General features: G+C 56.0%; 13 protein-coding genes. 6 read left to right on the forward strand and 7 right to left on the reverse strand.

What is annotated here, in order from left to right:
• Nucleotides 1–36: 36 nt before the first annotated feature.
• The 3 genes from O1724_RS02675 to O1724_RS02685 all read right to left on the reverse strand — a co-directional run bounded on the left by O1724_RS02675 (nucleotide 37) and on the right by O1724_RS02685 (nucleotide 2,832).
• Nucleotides 37–1,002: a DMT family transporter gene (locus O1724_RS02675; RefSeq protein ID WP_032608363.1), complete on the reverse strand. Its 966-nt coding sequence runs from the start codon at nucleotides 1,000–1,002 to the stop codon at nucleotides 37–39.
• Between the two features lie 75 nt (nucleotides 1,003–1,077).
• Nucleotides 1,078–1,902 (reverse strand): AraC family transcriptional regulator, encoded by an 825-nt coding sequence (locus O1724_RS02680; protein ID WP_023315272.1) that lies wholly within the window; start codon nucleotides 1,900–1,902, stop codon nucleotides 1,078–1,080.
• Nucleotides 1,903–1,983: 81 nt separating this feature from the next.
• Nucleotides 1,984–2,832, reverse strand: a complete 849-nt coding sequence (locus O1724_RS02685; protein ID WP_022650267.1) for an SDR family oxidoreductase — start codon at nucleotides 2,830–2,832, stop codon at nucleotides 1,984–1,986.
• 84 nt (nucleotides 2,833–2,916) lie between these two features.
• Here O1724_RS02685 and O1724_RS02690 point away from each other — a divergent pair, with 84 nt between their 5' ends.
• The gene (locus tag O1724_RS02690; RefSeq protein WP_022650268.1) at nucleotides 2,917–3,303 is read left to right on the forward strand and encodes a winged helix-turn-helix transcriptional regulator; all 387 of its coding nucleotides are present in this window, start codon (nucleotides 2,917–2,919) and stop codon (nucleotides 3,301–3,303) included.
• A gap of 93 nt (nucleotides 3,304–3,396) precedes the next feature.
• Here O1724_RS02690 and O1724_RS02695 read toward each other — a convergent pair whose 3' ends face one another.
• Nucleotides 3,397–5,340, reverse strand: coding sequence for a bifunctional 2',3'-cyclic-nucleotide 2'-phosphodiesterase/3'-nucleotidase (locus tag O1724_RS02695; RefSeq protein WP_126297125.1), 1,944 nt, complete (start codon nucleotides 5,338–5,340; stop codon nucleotides 3,397–3,399).
• 190 nt (nucleotides 5,341–5,530) lie between these two features.
• On the opposite strand from O1724_RS02695, the gene cysQ reads away from it, so the two are divergent.
• Nucleotides 5,531–6,271, forward strand: coding sequence for a 3'(2'),5'-bisphosphate nucleotidase CysQ (gene cysQ / locus O1724_RS02700; protein WP_003856050.1), 741 nt, complete (start codon nucleotides 5,531–5,533; stop codon nucleotides 6,269–6,271).
• Here the strand turns inward: cysQ and O1724_RS02705 are convergent.
• Nucleotides 6,265–6,822 (reverse strand): YtfJ family protein, encoded by a 558-nt coding sequence (locus tag O1724_RS02705; protein ID WP_126297124.1) that lies wholly within the window; start codon nucleotides 6,820–6,822, stop codon nucleotides 6,265–6,267. The two genes, cysQ and O1724_RS02705, sit on opposite strands and share 7 nt — an antisense overlap.
• Nucleotides 6,823–7,146: 324 nt before the next feature.
• Here O1724_RS02705 and O1724_RS02710 point away from each other — a divergent pair, with 324 nt between their 5' ends.
• Both O1724_RS02710 and O1724_RS02715 read left to right on the forward strand, forming a co-directional pair.
• The gene (locus O1724_RS02710) at nucleotides 7,147–7,353 is read left to right on the forward strand and encodes a DUF1107 domain-containing protein (RefSeq protein ID WP_003856054.1); all 207 of its coding nucleotides are present in this window, start codon (nucleotides 7,147–7,149) and stop codon (nucleotides 7,351–7,353) included.
• Between the two features lie 335 nt (nucleotides 7,354–7,688).
• Nucleotides 7,689–8,096 (forward strand): hypothetical protein, encoded by a 408-nt coding sequence (locus tag O1724_RS02715; protein WP_032608366.1) that lies wholly within the window; start codon nucleotides 7,689–7,691, stop codon nucleotides 8,094–8,096.
• 83 nt (nucleotides 8,097–8,179) lie between these two features.
• On the opposite strand, the gene paeA is transcribed toward O1724_RS02715, so the two are convergent.
• Together paeA and msrA are read right to left on the reverse strand one after the other, a co-directional pair.
• A complete protein-coding gene (gene paeA / locus O1724_RS02720; RefSeq protein ID WP_022650272.1) occupies nucleotides 8,180–9,517 on the reverse strand; it encodes a polyamine export protein PaeA in 1,338 nt (445 codons plus the stop codon).
• 211 nt (nucleotides 9,518–9,728) lie between these two features.
• The gene (gene msrA / locus O1724_RS02725) at nucleotides 9,729–10,370 is read right to left on the reverse strand and encodes a peptide-methionine (S)-S-oxide reductase MsrA (RefSeq protein WP_003856057.1); all 642 of its coding nucleotides are present in this window, start codon (nucleotides 10,368–10,370) and stop codon (nucleotides 9,729–9,731) included.
• Nucleotides 10,371–10,594: 224 nt separating this feature from the next.
• Here msrA and tamA point away from each other — a divergent pair, with 224 nt between their 5' ends.
• The gene (tamA, locus tag O1724_RS02730; RefSeq protein WP_032647013.1) at nucleotides 10,595–12,328 is read left to right on the forward strand and encodes an autotransporter assembly complex protein TamA; all 1,734 of its coding nucleotides are present in this window, start codon (nucleotides 10,595–10,597) and stop codon (nucleotides 12,326–12,328) included.
• Nucleotides 12,325–16,101, forward strand: a complete 3,777-nt coding sequence (tamB, locus tag O1724_RS02735) for an autotransporter assembly complex protein TamB (protein WP_023315277.1) — start codon at nucleotides 12,325–12,327, stop codon at nucleotides 16,099–16,101. Before tamA ends, tamB begins: the two co-directional genes overlap by 4 nt.

Raw genomic sequence — 16,101 nt, forward strand, 5'->3', positions numbered from 1 at the left:
TAGGCCCTGCAAGCGAAGCGCCGCCGGGCGAAAAGCTCACCCCTCCGACGCCGGAACGACCATCGGTTTTTCCGGCTTCGCTCTCACCGCAATCACCACCCCAACGACCAGCAGCGCGATCCCGCAGGCCGTTAGCAGCGGCGGCACGCTCTGACGCATCAGGAAGGTATAGAGCAGCCCGGCCAGCGTCTCAAAGACAATCAGCGGCCCTAATATCACCGTCGGCAGCTTCTGGCTGGCAATGTTCCAGCACAGCGCGCCCACCCACGAACAGAGCACGGCAATGGCGACCATTAGCCCGACGAATACCCACGGGCGCGGTCCGAGGGGCAGGGTAAATGCCGGTTGCTGGCTACCCAGCCAGACACACGCGCCCACATAGCCCAGCAACGAGACAGGGAGGGTGACCAGCGCCTGCGCCGTCGCCCACATCATCGGATGTTTATCCGGGTTTTCCCGCAGCCAGCGTGCGTTGCGCAGGGCATACCAGGCCCAACAGACAACCGAAATAAACGCCAGAAAGATCCCTGAACCGTAACGCCACACGCTGAAATTTTCCAGACCATGGCGAAGCTCGGCAATATTCACGCACACCAGCCCCACGGCAATGCAGACCAGCGCCGGCGCCATTTTTGACCACGCCAGTTTGCCGTCACGCTGGCTGTAAAGCAGGTTCGCGAAAACCGGGATGACCACCGGCAGCGTGCCGATAATCATGGTCGACACCGGCGCACCGGTGCGCTGAATGGCGCTCGCCAGACAGACGTAGTAGATCAGATTACCCATCATGGTCAGCCCCAGCGCGGTGAGCCAGTCCTGGCGGCCCAGCTGACGCAGACGCGCGCGCCCCAGCCACGCCAGCGGCACGGCAATCAGCCCCAGCGCCAGGTAACGTCCGGTCGACTGCAATATTGCCGGGTACTCCGGCACAATCAGCGGGCCGACAAAAATCAGCCCCCACATCAAACCCGCAAGCAGGGCATACAACACGCCGCTAATCATTCTTCCATCCATCTTGATTCACTTTGCGCTCAGTGTAGGAGGGCAAAACGGGCGCGTATTGTATGAGGTTGCGCATTAGCGCGGCATAACCTGTTTCTGGTAGCGCACGGGCGTGATGCCGTAGCGACGGGTGAAGGCGCGGGTCAGGTGCGACTGATCGGTCAGCCCGGTCGCGGCGGCCACCTCGGCGGCAGGCATGCCATGGGTGAGGAATGCTTTGGCGCGCCACAGCCGGATGGCCATCAGCATCTGGTGGGGCGTAACGTGGAAATGGGCTTTGAACTGGCGCTGAAAATGGTACGGGCTGAGCGAGACAACGTTAGCCAGCTCGTCCAGGGTCAGCGAGCGCATATAGTTGTCGTGCAGGTAGTCGCGAACGCGTTCGAAGCGGTGCGTGGCCTCCTGCACCACCGGCGCATGGTGGGCCAGCGGCTGAAAAGTCTGAATCAAATCCAGTAGCAGCCCCTTCTGCGCCAGCGGATCGTCCGTGTGCCACAGGCCATAAATCAACTGGCCTATCTGTTGCGAGCGCAGCGGATCGTGACGCGTGACGTCGCTAAACCACCAGTGACGCAGGCCAGTGACCTCTTCCAGCAGGTCGGGTTCGATGTAGACCATCCGGTAGCGCCAGCCGCCTTCAGTGGCGGATTCCCCGGTGTGGATCTCGTCCGGGTTCATGGTCACGACGGATTTTTCCGCGGCAAGATGCTGGGTACCGCGATAGCGGAAGCGTTCGGCACCGGTTTCGATGGTGCCGATACCGAAGGCTTCATGAGTGTGCGGCTCGAAGGCGTAGTCAGAGATATGGGCGTGATAAAGCTCCAGGCCCGGCAGCTGCGCCAGATGGCGAAAGCGCGCGCTGTCTCTCTCATCAGTGAACTGTTCCGGTACGCCTTGCACGGTGAGCCTCCTTGTGGGTCATCGCTTCATTATCAGAGATGACCCGAGGGGACGCCACAAAAAATAACCAATTTTTAACAACTACAGGATGGCTTTGACGCTTTCCGCCAGCGGTGTGGTTGGGCGGCCAATGAGCTTGCTCAGGGTATGGCTGTCGTCGAACAGGCCGCCTTTGGACGCGCCGGTGTCGGAGTCCGCCAGCATTTCCGCCAGCCCGGCAGGCAGACCAACGCCCTTCAGCGCAGCGGCGAAATCGGCTTCGCTGAGGTTCTGATACGTTACCGGCTTACCGCTCTGCTTGCTCAGTTCCGCAGCCAGTTCGCTCAGCGTCCAGGCATTATCACCCGCCAGTTCATACACCTTGCCGGCATGACCCTCTTCAGAAATCACTTTCGCTGCCGCCGCCGCGTAATCCGCACGGGTCGCAGAGGCAATTTTGCCTTCGCCTGCGGCCCCCATAAACACGCCGTGTTCCAGCGCTGGCGGCGCGCTTGCCAGGTAGTTTTCGGTGTACCAGCCGTTGCGCAGCAGGGCGTAAGGCACGCCGGAGGCCGCCAGGGCATTTTCGGTTTCGACGTGCTCAACGTGCAGACCCAGCGGGGATTTGTCAGCATGCAGCAGGCTGGTATAGGCGATGAATTTCACCCCGGCGGCTTTGGCGGCGTTTATCACGTTCTGGTGCTGTACGGCGCGCTGGCCCACTTCGCTGGAGGAGATGAGCAGCAGTTTATCCACGCCGTTCAGCGCGGTGGTAAATGCGGCTTCATCGGTGTAATCCGCCTGACGCACAACGACCCCTTGCTGACGCAACGCTTCGGCTTTCGCCAGGTTACGCACAATAGCCACGATCTGGCTGGCCGGAACGGTTTTCAGTAGTTCTTCAATAACGTGTTGGCCAAGCTGGCCGGTTGCGCCGGTAATCGCGATCATGATGAATCTCCTTCGTGTTTGTCTGGTGTTGTGGCACACTATCACCTTAACTAACTTTTAGTAAGTACGTACAAAAAGGTAAGTATGAAAACAACAATACCAACGCTCAGCGAGCAAATGCGCGATGGCAACCTCTTTGCGGAACAGTGCCCGTCACGGGAGGTGCTCAAACACGTAACCAGCCGCTGGGGCGTGCTGATCCTGGTGGCGTTACGTCAGGGGACGCATCGCTTCAGCGATCTGCGCCGCAAGATGGGCGGCGTCAGCGAGAAGATGCTGGCTCAGTCTTTACAGGCGCTGGAACATGACGGGTTTGTCGATCGCGTGTCGTATCCGGTCGTGCCGCCGCATGTGGAGTATAGCCTGACGCCGCTGGGGCGGGAGGTAAGCGAGAAGGTGGCCGCGCTGGCCGACTGGATTGAGGTCAATACGCCGCAGGTGATGGCGAATAGGGACGAGCGTGCGGCATGAAATGCCGGGTGGCGCTTGCGCTTACCCGGCCTACGGGATCGAGGATTGCGGGTAGGCCGGGTAAGGCGAAGCCGCCACCCGGCACAATCATCGCTACCTGCTCAAATCCACCTGATAAATCGCGAACCCAATATCATCCGTCGCGACCTTTTGCATCGGATACTGCGCCTTATCCTTGATAAACGCGGCTGCTTTATCGGACGGAGATGTCTCAAAGCGAATATCCAGCTTAGTGTCGCTGTGGATCGGCGCAAGTCGCCAGTTGTTATCCACCGCCGGATGAATTTCACCCGCCTTTTTCGACTCCGCGCTGATCCACGCCGCCAGCACCGAACGGTTCTCATCCGGTGAGGCAAAGGCGATATGGCTGTCACCCGTACCGGCAAACTTACCGCCATAGGCGCGGTAGTTGTTGGTCACCACCAGGAAAGTGGCATTCGGATCAATCGCTTTGCCGTTGAAGGTCAGGTTTTTGATGCGTTCTGCCTGCGGATTAATGGCCTGACATTCGCCGTCATATTTCGCGGGCTGGGTAACGTCAATCTGATAATCCACGCCGTCGATCACGTCGAAGTTGTAGGTGCGGAAACCGTCCCAGTTAATCAGCGACTGCGGTTTGCTGCTGTGCGGATCGATCTGGTTGAACTGTCCGGCAGAGCACTCCAGCCACTCCTTCACCTCTTTCCCGGTGGCTTTCACCACCACGAGTGTGTTGGGATAGAGGTAGAGATCGGCGGCATTACGGAAGGTCAGCTGGCCTTTTTCCACCTCAACGTAGCTGGCCGGATCGTTCTTACGTCCGCCCACTTTGAATGGCGCCGCGGCAGACAGTACCGGCAGATTTGCCAGATCCGGATCGCCCTGAATATAGTGCTCCGCATAGGCTTTCTGCGCCATGTTGACTACCTGCACGGTCGGGTCATCCTGTACCAGCGCGAGGAAGCTGTACATGTTATCAGCCGATTTACCGATCGGCTTGCTGACAAATTCACGCGTCGCGTCGTGGTCATGCTTCAGGACGTCGACCAGCTTTTTATCTTCCCCTGCCAGAGATTTTTTGGCCGCAGCGTCGTAGATCGGACGCGCTTCCGCTTTCGACTGCGTGACTTTCCAGCTTCCGCTGTCGTTATTCAGCACCAGATCCACCACGCCAAGGTGGTCACCCCACATGCCCGGCATCACCGATGGCACACCGTTGAGCGTCCCTTTTTCGATGTCCGCGCCTTTGATATCAGCGAAATCTTTGCCCGGGAAGACGGCATGGGCGTGACCAAACAGGATCGCATCCACGCCCGGCACCTGGCTGAGATAGTACACGGAGTTCTCAGCCATCACCTGATACGGGTCGGCCGAGAGGCCGGAGTGGGCCACGACGACCACCACATCCGCCCCTTTCGCCCGCATCTCCGGCACGTATTTGCGCGCGGTTTCGGTAATGTCGTTGACGGTTACTTTCCCGTCGAGGTTGGCTTTATCCCACGTCATGATCTGCGGCGGTACAAAACCGATATAGCCGATTTTCAGCGTCTGTTTTTTACCGTCCTGGTCGACAACCTCGGTCTCTTTAATCAGATAAGGGGTGAAGAGCGGCTTCTTCGTCTTAACGTCGATGATATTGGCGTTAACGTACGGGAATTTTGCCCCTGCCAGCGCGTCGTGCAGGTATTTCAGGCCGTAGTTAAATTCGTGGTTGCCCAGGTTGCCAACCGCATAATCCAGGGTGTTCATCGCTTTATAGACAGGGTGGATCTCGCCTTTTTTCAGCCCCTTCGCCGCCATGTAGTCGCCGAGCGGGCTGCCCTGAATTAAGTCCCCGTTATCAACCAGCACGCTGTTTTTCACTTCACCGCGGGCGGCGTTGATCAAACTTGCCGTGCGTACCAGTCCGAATTTTTCCGTAGGGGTATCTTTGTAGTAATCGAAGTCCATCATATTGCTGTGCAGATCGGTGGTTTCCATAATACGGAGATCCACCGTCGCTGCCTGAACGCTTGCCGCAATCAGCGTTGCCAGGAGCGTTGCGCTAAACTTAATCATCTGAGGAGTCCTTTTTTCGATCCAAGCCACAAAAGAATATGTATGTAGTATTTGTTGCTTACAGAAGTGTGAATGCTGCCAGAAAAAAGGGCGCTGAAACCAGAATTGCTTCACAGATAGCGGAATTGTTCACATTACGATATAACTAAAACAATAAGTTATGCCCACTGCGTTAACGAAGAGGTGGATAATGTTAGATAAAATTTGTCAGCTCGCACGGGATGCGGGTGATGCCATTATGCAGGTGTACGACGGTGCGAAACCGATGGATGTTGTCAGCAAAGCGGATGACTCCCCGGTGACGGCGGCGGATATCGCGGCGCATGCAGTGATCCTGAAAGGTTTGCAGGCCCTGACGCCGGATATTCCGGTCCTTTCTGAAGAAGCGCCCCAGAGCTGGGATGAACGTCAGCACTGGCAGCGTTACTGGCTTGTCGACCCGCTGGACGGCACGAAAGAGTTTATCAAGCGTAACGGTGAATTCACCGTCAACATCGCTCTGATTGAAAACGGGAAAGCGGTACTGGGCGTGGTTTATGCCCCGGTGATGAAGGTGATGTACAGCGCGGCGGAAGGTAAAGCCTGGAAGGAAGAGTGCGGCGTGCGTAAGCAGATCCAGGTGCGTGATGCCCGTCCTCCGCTGGTGGTGATCAGCCGCTCGCACAGTGACAGCGAGCTGGAGGAGTATCTGCAACAGCTGGGTGAACACCAGACGACGTCGATTGGCTCGTCGCTGAAGTTCTGTCTGGTGGCGGAAGGGCAGGCGCAGCTGTACCCACGTTTCGGGCCGACGAACGTCTGGGATACGGCGGCAGGGCATGCGGTGGCGGCGGCCGCTGGCGCGCATGTGCATGACTGGCAGGGTAAGCCACTGGACTACACCCCGCGCGAGTCATTCCTGAATCCGGGCTTCCGGGTGTCACTTTACTGAGTCAGCAGCTTATGCAGCAGGCCAACCACCTGCTGCACCTCATCCTGCGTCAGCGCGCCGTCTTTAACCCACTCTACGCGACCGTTTTTGTCCAGCACGACAATCGCTGAACTCTCCTCTTCCAGCTGCCACGCCTTACGCGTCACGCCGTTGCTGTCGACAATAAACTGCGACCAGGGATAGAGCTTCTTATTGCTCTCAAGGCTTGAGCGCACAAACATGCCGGAGCCGGGAATGGCGTCGTCGGTGTTCACGATGGTAGTGGTCTGGTAGCGATCGTGCGGGAGTTTTGCGGCCTTGATCGCCTCCACGAGGGTAGCGTTTTTCTCTTTAGCGGATGTACGTCCGGCAATATGTTGTACAACTCTCACTTTGCCCGCAAGCTGCGCGCTATTCCAGACTTTATAGCTAAACTTATCATTGTCGAGAATCAATTCTCCCCGGTCAGCAATCCCGACCGGCGGGACACGTTGTCCTTTTTCAATGTTGTGTGCGGAAGCCATCAGCGGCAGCAACAGGCAAGCTGCTGCCAGGAGGTTACGTAGGGTCATGGTGTTTCCTTATTGTTAGCAGGTGATCCGACCACTTGGTCATGCGCTTTTAATCATAAGTGCGATCAATAGGCTTTTCCCGCAATCCCGATGCCAGTTTGCGGGCGAACGCACATATCTATGCAAAAACGACGGCATATACTGCGCTGTATCACGCTTTGCAAAGATTATTCTGAATAATTGTAATCAAACGGTAAATAAACTTATGCACACTGGGTAAGTACGAGGTTCTGGTCTATAGTCATTGGGCATCAAAATTTGCGCTCAGGACAGTCGGGCCGATTGTGGCACCGCAAGAGCGTATGATTCGCAGGAGATACAAGAATGAAAATTTTCCAACGCTACAACCCGCTTCAGGTGGCGAAGTACGTGAAGATCCTGTTCCGTGGACGGTTGTACATCAAGGATGTTGGCGCTTTTGAGTTCGATAAGGGCAAAATCCTTATCCCGAAAGTGAAGGACAAACAGCACTTGTCTGTGATGTCCGAAGTCAACCGTCAGGTTATGCGTCTGCAAACTGAGATGGCTTAACCAACGTGCTATGCAGTAGTTGTTAAAAAGACGGCTCCCAATGGGAGCCGTTGATGTTTGTAGGGCCAGTCCAGAGACATACCCTGAAGCAGATAGTTTTGACTTGGCGTTATTTGTATTAACGGGCATAACCATGAATTGATGAAGTTTTTCTTAAAATCTTTTTCAGTGCTAAAAATTGATATAAAACATTAAAAACTTGGATCACTATTGGACTTATTATCCATGGCATAAACAATACCCCTATACTTTTTATAAGCGAGTTGTAAAAAGGTCAGCTTTAACTGTTGGCTGAGAAGGGAAGCCGTTACGCATGGAAAATAAATGGAATAATTATGCATCGAGATCTGGTTTTTAAAAATAAGAATATATTTGTGTTATTTATGTTAGCTACCATAGGATATGGGATTTGGCGCATGCTTGGTGACTTTTTTTACCTTGAACAGACTATAGTTTATCGGCATGCCGTAGTTGATAAGTCTATGTTGTATATCACGGAAAGCAGCGCGGGTGCGACGACTTCTTTCGTATATAAATATTATCTTTACACGGCACAAAAGACCGATGAAGTTTTTTTAGAAGACATTAAAAATGGTTATGAACCTTTCCTTGTCACCACCGATCCTGGCGTGAAAGTTAGCATTGAAGACAGAACGATTTTTCTTAAAGTAAGCGGGGATATTTTTAAATTTAATAATATCGTAGGCTCTGCCTTTATTTATCTCAATTCGTCCCCCTTCTAAGGACTTAAAAAATTATTTAAATTACATAAACGGCAGCTTCCGTTTTAAAACAAAAAGGGCAGCTCAACGCTGCCCTTCATAAATTACGCCGACACCTTCTCTTCCGCATCCGGCAGTTTCGGCACCAGCACGGTCGGTTTGCTATCAATACGCGTTACCAGCAGCTGATCGATGCGGTAGTTATCAATATCCACCACTTCAAACTTGAAGCCGGAGAACTTCACTGAGTCGGTACGTTTCGGGATTTTACGCAGCATAAACATCATAAAGCCGCCGATGGTCTCGTAGTTTCCGGACTGCGGGAACTCGTCGATGTCGAGCACGCGCATGACGTCTTCAATCGGCGTACCGCCATCGATGAGCCATGAATTTTCGTCACGCTGAACAATCTGCTCTTCCAGCCCCTGGCCGACCAGGTCGCCCATCAGGGTCGTCATAACGTCGTTGAGGGTGATAATGCCCACCACCAGCGCGTATTCGTTCATGATCACCGCGAAGTCTTCCCCGGCGGTTTTGAAACTTTCCAGCGCTTCGGAGAGCGTCAGGGTGTCCGGCACAATCAGGGTGTTGCGGATCTGCACGCCGCTGTTCAGCGCCAGGCTCTGGTTTGCCAGCACGCGGTTCAGCAGGTCTTTGGAGTCCACATAGCCGATGATATGGTCGATATCTTCGTTACAGACCAGGAACTTGGAGTGCGGATGCTGCGCCACTTTGGTCTTCAGGCTCTGCTCGTCTTCATGCAGATCGAACCAGATGATGTTTTCACGGCCGGTCATGGAGGACGGCACGGTACGGGATTCCAGTTCGAAAACGTTCTCAATCAGCTCGTGCTCCTGCTTGCGCAGCACGCCTGCCAGCGCCCCGGCTTCCACCACGGCATAAATATCATCGGAGGTGATGTCGTCTTTACGCACCATCGGCAGCTTGAAGATGCGGAAAATGACGTTCGCCAGACCATTGAAGAACCACACCAGCGGACGGAAGACATACAGGCAGAAGCGCATCGGGTTGATGATACGCAAAGCCACAGCTTCTGGCGCAATCATACCGATGCGTTTCGGGGTCAGGTCCGCGAATAAAATGAACAAGCCGGTCACCAGGGAGAAGGAGAGGATGAAGCTCAACTGCTCGGCCAGCTCTACGGACATGTACTTAACAAAGAGGCCATAAAACGCCGGAGAAAACGCTGCATCACCCACGATACCGCCAAGAATGGCGACCGCGTTCAGGCCAATCTGCACCACGGTAAAGAACATGCCGGGATTTTCCTGCATTTTCAGAATGCGTGATGCGTTGATGTTGCCCTCGTCGGCAAGCAGCTTCAGTTTGATTTTACGGGAGGCAGCCAGCGAGATCTCCGATATCGAGAAAAATGCACTGACGGCAATAAGACAAAGTATTACTAAAATACTGTTTAACATAGTTTATCCGGCTTCTCGCCAGATCCTCAGAAGGGGAGTTGATACCATTCGTGTGAAGACACATTGAAGTCAGCTCGTAGCGTTGAGCCGATTATTTCAGCGGTAGTATAGCGTAAAGACGTGTAAACCTGCCAGAGGTCACGTTTTCGGCAAAAAGTGGCCGTAGGGAAAGGCTGCGCGCCACGCGGTTTGCGTGGCGCTGATGCCGTAATCAGTCCTGTTGTGGAGGCAGACAGACGCCGATGCCGCCAATGCCGCAGTAGCCGTACGGATTTTTATGCAGGTACTGCTGGTGGTCGTCTTCGGCATAGTAGAACGGTTTCGCGGTAGCGATTTCCGTCGTGACCTGACGTTTATCACCGGCCGCCTGCATCGCTTCCTGGAAACGCGTCAGGCTGGCGTGGGCCGCGGCCTCCTGCTCTGGGGTGAGCGGGTAGATGGCCGAACGGTATTGGGTGCCGTGATCGTTACCCTGACGCATGCCCTGCGCCGGGTCATGGTTTTCCCAGAACACCTGGAGCAGCTGTTCATAGCTAATGACGCTCGGGTCATACACCACACGCACCGCTTCAGCATGACCGGTCTCACCGGAACAGACTTCGCGGTAGGTTGGGTTAGGCGTATATCCTCCGGTGTAGCCCGCAGCGGTGCTGTACACGCCCGGCAGTTGCCAGAACAGGCGTTCTACGCCCCAAAAGCAGCCCATGGCAAACAGGGCGATCTCCATTCCATCAGGAACGTTTGTCATTGAATGGTTGTTTACGGCGTGTAATGTCGCCACTGGCATAGGGGTGTTGCGTCCCGGTAACGCATCGGCTTGTGATACCAGATGCTTTTTATCAAATAAACTCACGGTGGGGCCTCCGGGGTAGCGTTGTTTCGGTTAAGGTTGTCACGAAGCGTTTAATTGAACACAATAAATGCGATGAATGAGTCTAGATTTAATCATAAGAAATATTTGGGTGTTACACCCTTTTTCAACCCGTAATTTGGGTTTTTGGCTTTCAGGCCGTATTTTGCCGCGGAGCGGCACTGCATTTGCTTCCAGGGTGGAAACAGGGATATTCAGGAGAAAACGTGACAAAGATCCGCCAGTTATGTTTAGTCAGCTTACTGCTGACCAGCGGGATTGCCAGCGCGGCGAATGTCCGTTTGCAGGTTGAGGGGTTATCCGGGGCGCTGGAAAAAAACGTGCGTGCGCAGCTTTCTACTATCCAGAGCGATGAGGTCACGCCGGATCGGCGTTTTCGCGCGCGCGTGGATGACGCCATTCGCGAAGGCTTAAAGGCGTTGGGGTACTACGAACCCACCATCGATTTCGATTTACGCCCGCCGCCGGCAAAAGGACGTCAGGTGTTGATTGCCCGCGTCTCGCCGGGCGAACCCGTCCTGATTGGCGGCACGAACGTGGTGCTGCGCGGCGGCGCGCGCACGGATCGTGACTACCTGGATCTGCTCAGCACCCGTCCGAAAGTGGGCACTGTGCTCAATCACGGGGATTACGATCGTTTTAAAAAATCATTAACCAGCGTTTCGCTGCGCAAAGGCTACTTCGACAGCCGGTTCAACAAAAGCCAGCTAGGCGTTGCGCTTGAGCGACGTCAGGCATTCTGGGATATCGATTACGACAGCGGCGAGCGCTACCGGTTTGGCGATGTGACCTTCGAAGGATCGCAAATCCGTGATGAGTATCTGCAAAACCTGGTGCCGTTTAAAAAGGGCGACTACTACCAGTCCAGCGACCTGGGCGAGCTGAACCGTCGTTTGTCCGCGACGGGCTGGTTTAACTCCGTGGTGGTGGCACCGGAATTTGATAAATCCCGTAAAACGAAAGTGTTACCGCTGCATGGCGTGGTCTCTCCGCGCACCGAAAACACCATTGAGACCGGTGTCGGCTACTCCACGGACGTCGGCCCGCGCGTGAAAGCCTCGTGGAAAAAACCGTGGATGAACTCCTACGGCCACAGCCTGACCACCAGCGTGAGCCTGTCTGCGCCTGAACAGCAGCTGGACTTCAGCTATAAAATGCCGCTGCTGAAAAATCCGCTTGAGCAATACTACCTCGTGCAGGGCGGCTTTAAACGTACCGATTTGAACGATACCGAGCAGGACTCGACGACGCTTGCGGTATCACGCTTCTGGGATCTCTCCAGCGGCTGGCAGCGCGCCATTAACCTGCGCTGGAGCCTCGACCACTTTACCCAGGCAAACGTTACCAACACCACCATGCTGCTTTATCCGGGCGTGATGATCAGCCGTACCCGCTCGCGCGGTGGCCTGATGCCGACCTGGGGCGACTCTCAGCGCTACTCCATCGATTACTCCAACACTGCGTGGGGCTCCGACGTAGACTTCTCCGTCTTTCAGGCGCAAAACGTCTGGATCCGCACGCTGTACGACAAACACCGCTTTGTGATGCGCGGTAATCTCGGCTGGATCGAAACTGGTGATTTCGAACGCGTCCCGCCGGATCTGCGCTTCTTCGCCGGGGGCGACCGCAGCATTCGCGGGTATAAGTACAAATCGATCTCACCTGAAAACGACAAAGGCCAGTTGACCGGGGCGTCAAAACTGGCGACCGGCTCGCTGGAGTACCAGTACAACGTCAGCGGCAAGTGGTGGGGGGCGATGTTCGTTGACGGCGGTGAAGCGGTGAACGATATCCGCCGCAGCGATTTCAAAACCGGCGCGGGCGTAGGCGTGCGCTGGCAGTCACCGGTCGGGCCAATCAAGCTCGATTTCGCCGTTCCGGTGGGCGACAAAGACGAACACGGTTTACAGTTTTACATCGGTCTGGGGCCTGAATTATGAGTTTATGGAAGAAGATAAGCCTCGGGGTGCTGATTTTTATCGTATTACTGCTCGGTACGGTGGCGTTTCTGGTGGGCACCACCACGGGCCTGCATCTGCTGTTTAACGCCGCGAACCGCTGGGTGCCGGGGCTGGAAATCGGCCAGGTGACGGGCGGCTGGCGCGATCTGCGCCTGAAAAATATCCGTTACGAACAGCCCGGCGTGGCGGTGAACGCGGGCGAGTTTCATCTGGCGGTCAAGCTCGGCTGCCTGCGTGACAGCCAGCTGTGCGTAAACGATCTGTCGCTAAAAGACGTTAACGTGGCGATAGATTCCAAAAAAATGCCGAAGTCTGAGCCTGTCGAAGAAGAGGACAGCGGCCCGCTGAATCTCTCCACGCCGTACCCGATTGCGCTCTACCGGGTTGCGCTGGATAACGTCAATATCAAAATCGACGATACGACGGTATCCGTGATGGATTTCACCTCCGGTCTGCGCTGGCAGGAGAAAAACCTCACCCTGACCCCAACCTCCCTGCAAGGGCTGCTGATTGCGCTGCCGAAGGTGGCCGACGTGGCGCAGGAAGAGATCGTCGAGCCGAAGATCCAGAACCCGCAGCCGGAAGAAAAACCGCTGGGCGAAACGCTGAAAGATCTCTTCTCGAAACCGGTTCTGCCGGAGATGACCGACGTGCATCTGCCGCTGAACCTCAATATCGAAGAGTTTAAGGGCGAGCAGCTGCGTCTGACCGGCGATACCGATCTGACAGTCTTCAACATGCTGCTTAAAGTCAGCAGCATCGACGGCAACATGAAGCTCGACGCGCTGGATATCGACTCCAGTCAGGGCTCGGTGAACGCCTCAGGCAATGCGCTGCTGCGCGACAACTGGCCGGTGGATATTACGCTGAACAGCGCCCTGAACATCGATCCGCTGAAGGGCGAAAAGGTGAAGGTGAAGGTCGGCGGCGCGCTGCGTGAGAAGCTGGAGTTCGGCGTGAACCTTTCCGGACCGGTGGATATGGTGCTGCGCGGGCAAACCCAGCTGGCAGAGGCCGGTTTACCGCTCAACCTTGAGGTTGTCAGCAAGCAGCTTTACTGGCCGTTCACCGGCGAAAAACAGTTCCAGGCTGACGATCTGAAGCTGAAGCTGAGTGGCAAAATGACCGACTACACGCTGTCGTTCCGCACGGCAGTGAAGGGGCAGGGGGTACCGCCCGCCGATATCACCCTGGATGCGAAGGGTAACGAGTTGCAGGTTAACCTCGACAAGCTGACCGTGGCGGCGCTGGAAGGAAAAACAGAGCTGACCGCGCTGCTCGACTGGCAGCAGGCGATCAGCTGGCGCGGCGAGCTGAAGCTGACCGGGATCAACACCGCTAAAGAGGTCCCGGACTGGCCGTCAAAACTGGATGGCCTGATCAAAACCCGCGGTAGCCTGTACGGTGGCACCTGGCAGATGGACGTGCCGGAACTCAAGCTCACCGGCAACGTGAAGCAGAACAAAGTCAACGTAGAGGGCTCGCTTAAGGGCAACAGCTATCTCCAGTGGGTGATCCCGGGCCTGCACGTGGCGCTGGGCCGCAACACGGCAGATATCAAAGGCGAGCTGGGGGTGAAAGATCTCGATCTGGATGCCACCATCGACGCGCCAAATCTCGATAACGCCCTGCCGGGTCTTGGCGGCACGGCGAAGGGGTTAGTGAAGGTTCGCGGTACGGTGGAGGCGCCGCAGCTGCTGGCGGACATCACTGCTAATAACCTGCGCTGGCAGGAACTTTCCATTGCCCGCGTGCGCGTCGAAGGGGACGTGAAATCCACCGATCAGATCGGCGGAAACCTGGACCTGCGCGTGGAGCGTATCTCCCAGCCGGACGTGAACATCAGTCTGGTCACGCTGGCGGCAAAAGGTAACGAAAAGCAGCACGATCTCCAGCTGCGCGTGCAGGGCGAGCCGGTCTCCGGGCAGCTGCACCTGACGGGCAGTTTTGATCGCCAGGCAACGCGCTGGAAGGGCGTACTGGATAACACCCGCTTCAGCACGCCGGTCGGCCCGCTGGTGCTGTCCCGATCCATCGCGCTGGACTACCGCAATGCGGAGCAAAAGTTAAGCATTGGGCCACACTGCTGGACCAACCCGAATGCTGAGCTGTGCGTGCCGCAGACCATTGATGCGGGCGCGGAAGGACGCGCGCAGATCAACCTCAACCGTTTCGACCTGGCGATGCTGAAACCGTTTATGCCGGAAACCACCCAGGCCAGCGGGGTCTTCAGCGGTAAAGCGGACGTCGCGTGGGACACCACCAAAGAGGGGCTGCCGCAGGGCAGCGTTACGCTCTCCGGGCGTAACGTGAAGGTGACGCAGGAGGTCAATGACGCGCCGCTGCCGGTAGCGTTCGACACCCTGAATGTGAACGCTGACCTGCGTAACAATCGTGCGGAACTGGGATGGCTGATCCGCCTGACCAACAACGGTCAGTTTGATGGACAGGTGCAAATTACCGATCCGCAAGGGCGGCGCAATCTCGGCGGCAACGTCAATATTCGCAACTTCAACCTGGCGATGGTGAATCCGATCTTCTCGCGGGGAGAAAAGGCGGCGGGGATGCTCAGCGCCAACCTGCGTCTGGCGGGGGATGCGCAAAGCCCGCAGCTGTTTGGCCAGATGCGGTTAAACGGCGTGGACATTGACGGTAACTTTATGCCGTTCGATATGCAGCCAAGCCAGCTGACGATGAACTTTAACGGCCAAAGCTCAACCCTCAGTGGCTCAGTGCTGACGCAGCAGGGACAAATCAACCTGAGCGGTGACGCAGACTGGAGCCAGCTCGACAACTGGCGCGCCCGTATTGCGGCCAAGGGCAGCAGGGTGCGTATCACGGTACCGCCGATGGTGCGCCTGGACGTGTCGCCAGACGTGGTCTTTGAGGCAACGCCGAGTCTCTTCACCCTGGACGGCCGTGTTGACGTACCGTGGGCGCGCATCGTGGTTCACGAAGTGCCGGAAAGCGCGGTTGGCGTCTCCAGTGATGAAGTTATGCTCAATGAAAATCTGAAACCTGTTGAACAGAAGAGCGCTGGCATACCGATCAATAGTAATCTTATCGTGCACGTGGGGAATAACGTGCGTTTGGACGCGTTTGGGCTGAAGGCGAGACTCACGGGTGACCTGAAAGTGGCGCAGGATCAACAGGGGCTTGGCCTCAATGGACAAATCAATATTCCTGAAGGGCGCTTCCATGCCTACGGTCAGGATTTGATTGTGCGTAAAGGCGAGCTGCTGTTCTCCGGTCCACCGGATCAGCCGGTACTCAATATCGAAGCGATACGTAACCCGGAAGCCACCGAAGATGATGTGATTGCGGGCGTGCGCGTGACGGGCTCCGCCGATGAACCTAAGGCAGAGATCTTCTCTGACCCGGCCATGTCGCAACAGGAAGCGCTCTCTTACCTGCTGCGCGGCCAGGGTCTGGATAGCCAACAGGGCGATGGTGCGGCAATGACATCAATGTTAGTCGGTCTGGGGGTTGCACAAAGTGGTCAGGTTGTGGGTAAAATCGGCGAGACGTTTGGCGTAAGCAATCTGGCGCTGGACACTCAGGGCGTGGGTGACTCTTCGCAGGTAGTGGTCAGCGGCTATGTACTGCCGGGTCTACAGGTAAAATATGGCGTGGGGATCTTTGACTCACTGGCTACACTCACGTTACGTTATCGCCTGATGCCTAAGCTATATCTGGAAGCAGTGTCCGGCGTAGACCAGGCACTTGATCTGCTCTATCAGTTTGAGTTTTAG

The sequence above is a fragment of the Enterobacter cloacae complex sp. HYC074_NIDB genome, from assembly GCF_056673345.1.

Excerpts from the sequence above, each read along its gene's own strand:
- tamB (WP_023315277.1), top strand. The coding sequence starts at position 12,325 with ATGAGTTTATGGAAGAAGATAAGCCTCGGGGTGCTGATTTTTATCGTA.
- O1724_RS02710 (WP_003856054.1), top strand. The coding sequence starts at position 7,147 with ATGAAAATTTTCCAACGCTACAACCCGCTTCAGGTGGCGAAGTACGTG.
- paeA (WP_022650272.1), bottom strand. The coding sequence starts at position 9,517 with ATGTTAAACAGTATTTTAGTAATACTTTGTCTTATTGCCGTCAGTGCA.
- O1724_RS02690 (WP_022650268.1), top strand. The coding sequence starts at position 2,917 with ATGAAAACAACAATACCAACGCTCAGCGAGCAAATGCGCGATGGCAAC.
- O1724_RS02715 (WP_032608366.1), top strand. The coding sequence starts at position 7,689 with ATGCATCGAGATCTGGTTTTTAAAAATAAGAATATATTTGTGTTATTT.
- O1724_RS02695 (WP_126297125.1), bottom strand. The coding sequence starts at position 5,340 with ATGATTAAGTTTAGCGCAACGCTCCTGGCAACGCTGATTGCGGCAAGC.
- O1724_RS02685 (WP_022650267.1), bottom strand. The coding sequence starts at position 2,832 with ATGATCGCGATTACCGGCGCAACCGGCCAGCTTGGCCAACACGTTATT.
- O1724_RS02675 (WP_032608363.1), bottom strand. The coding sequence starts at position 1,002 with ATGATTAGCGGCGTGTTGTATGCCCTGCTTGCGGGTTTGATGTGGGGG.
- O1724_RS02705 (WP_126297124.1), bottom strand. The coding sequence starts at position 6,822 with ATGACCCTACGTAACCTCCTGGCAGCAGCTTGCCTGTTGCTGCCGCTG.
- cysQ (WP_003856050.1), top strand. The coding sequence starts at position 5,531 with ATGTTAGATAAAATTTGTCAGCTCGCACGGGATGCGGGTGATGCCATT.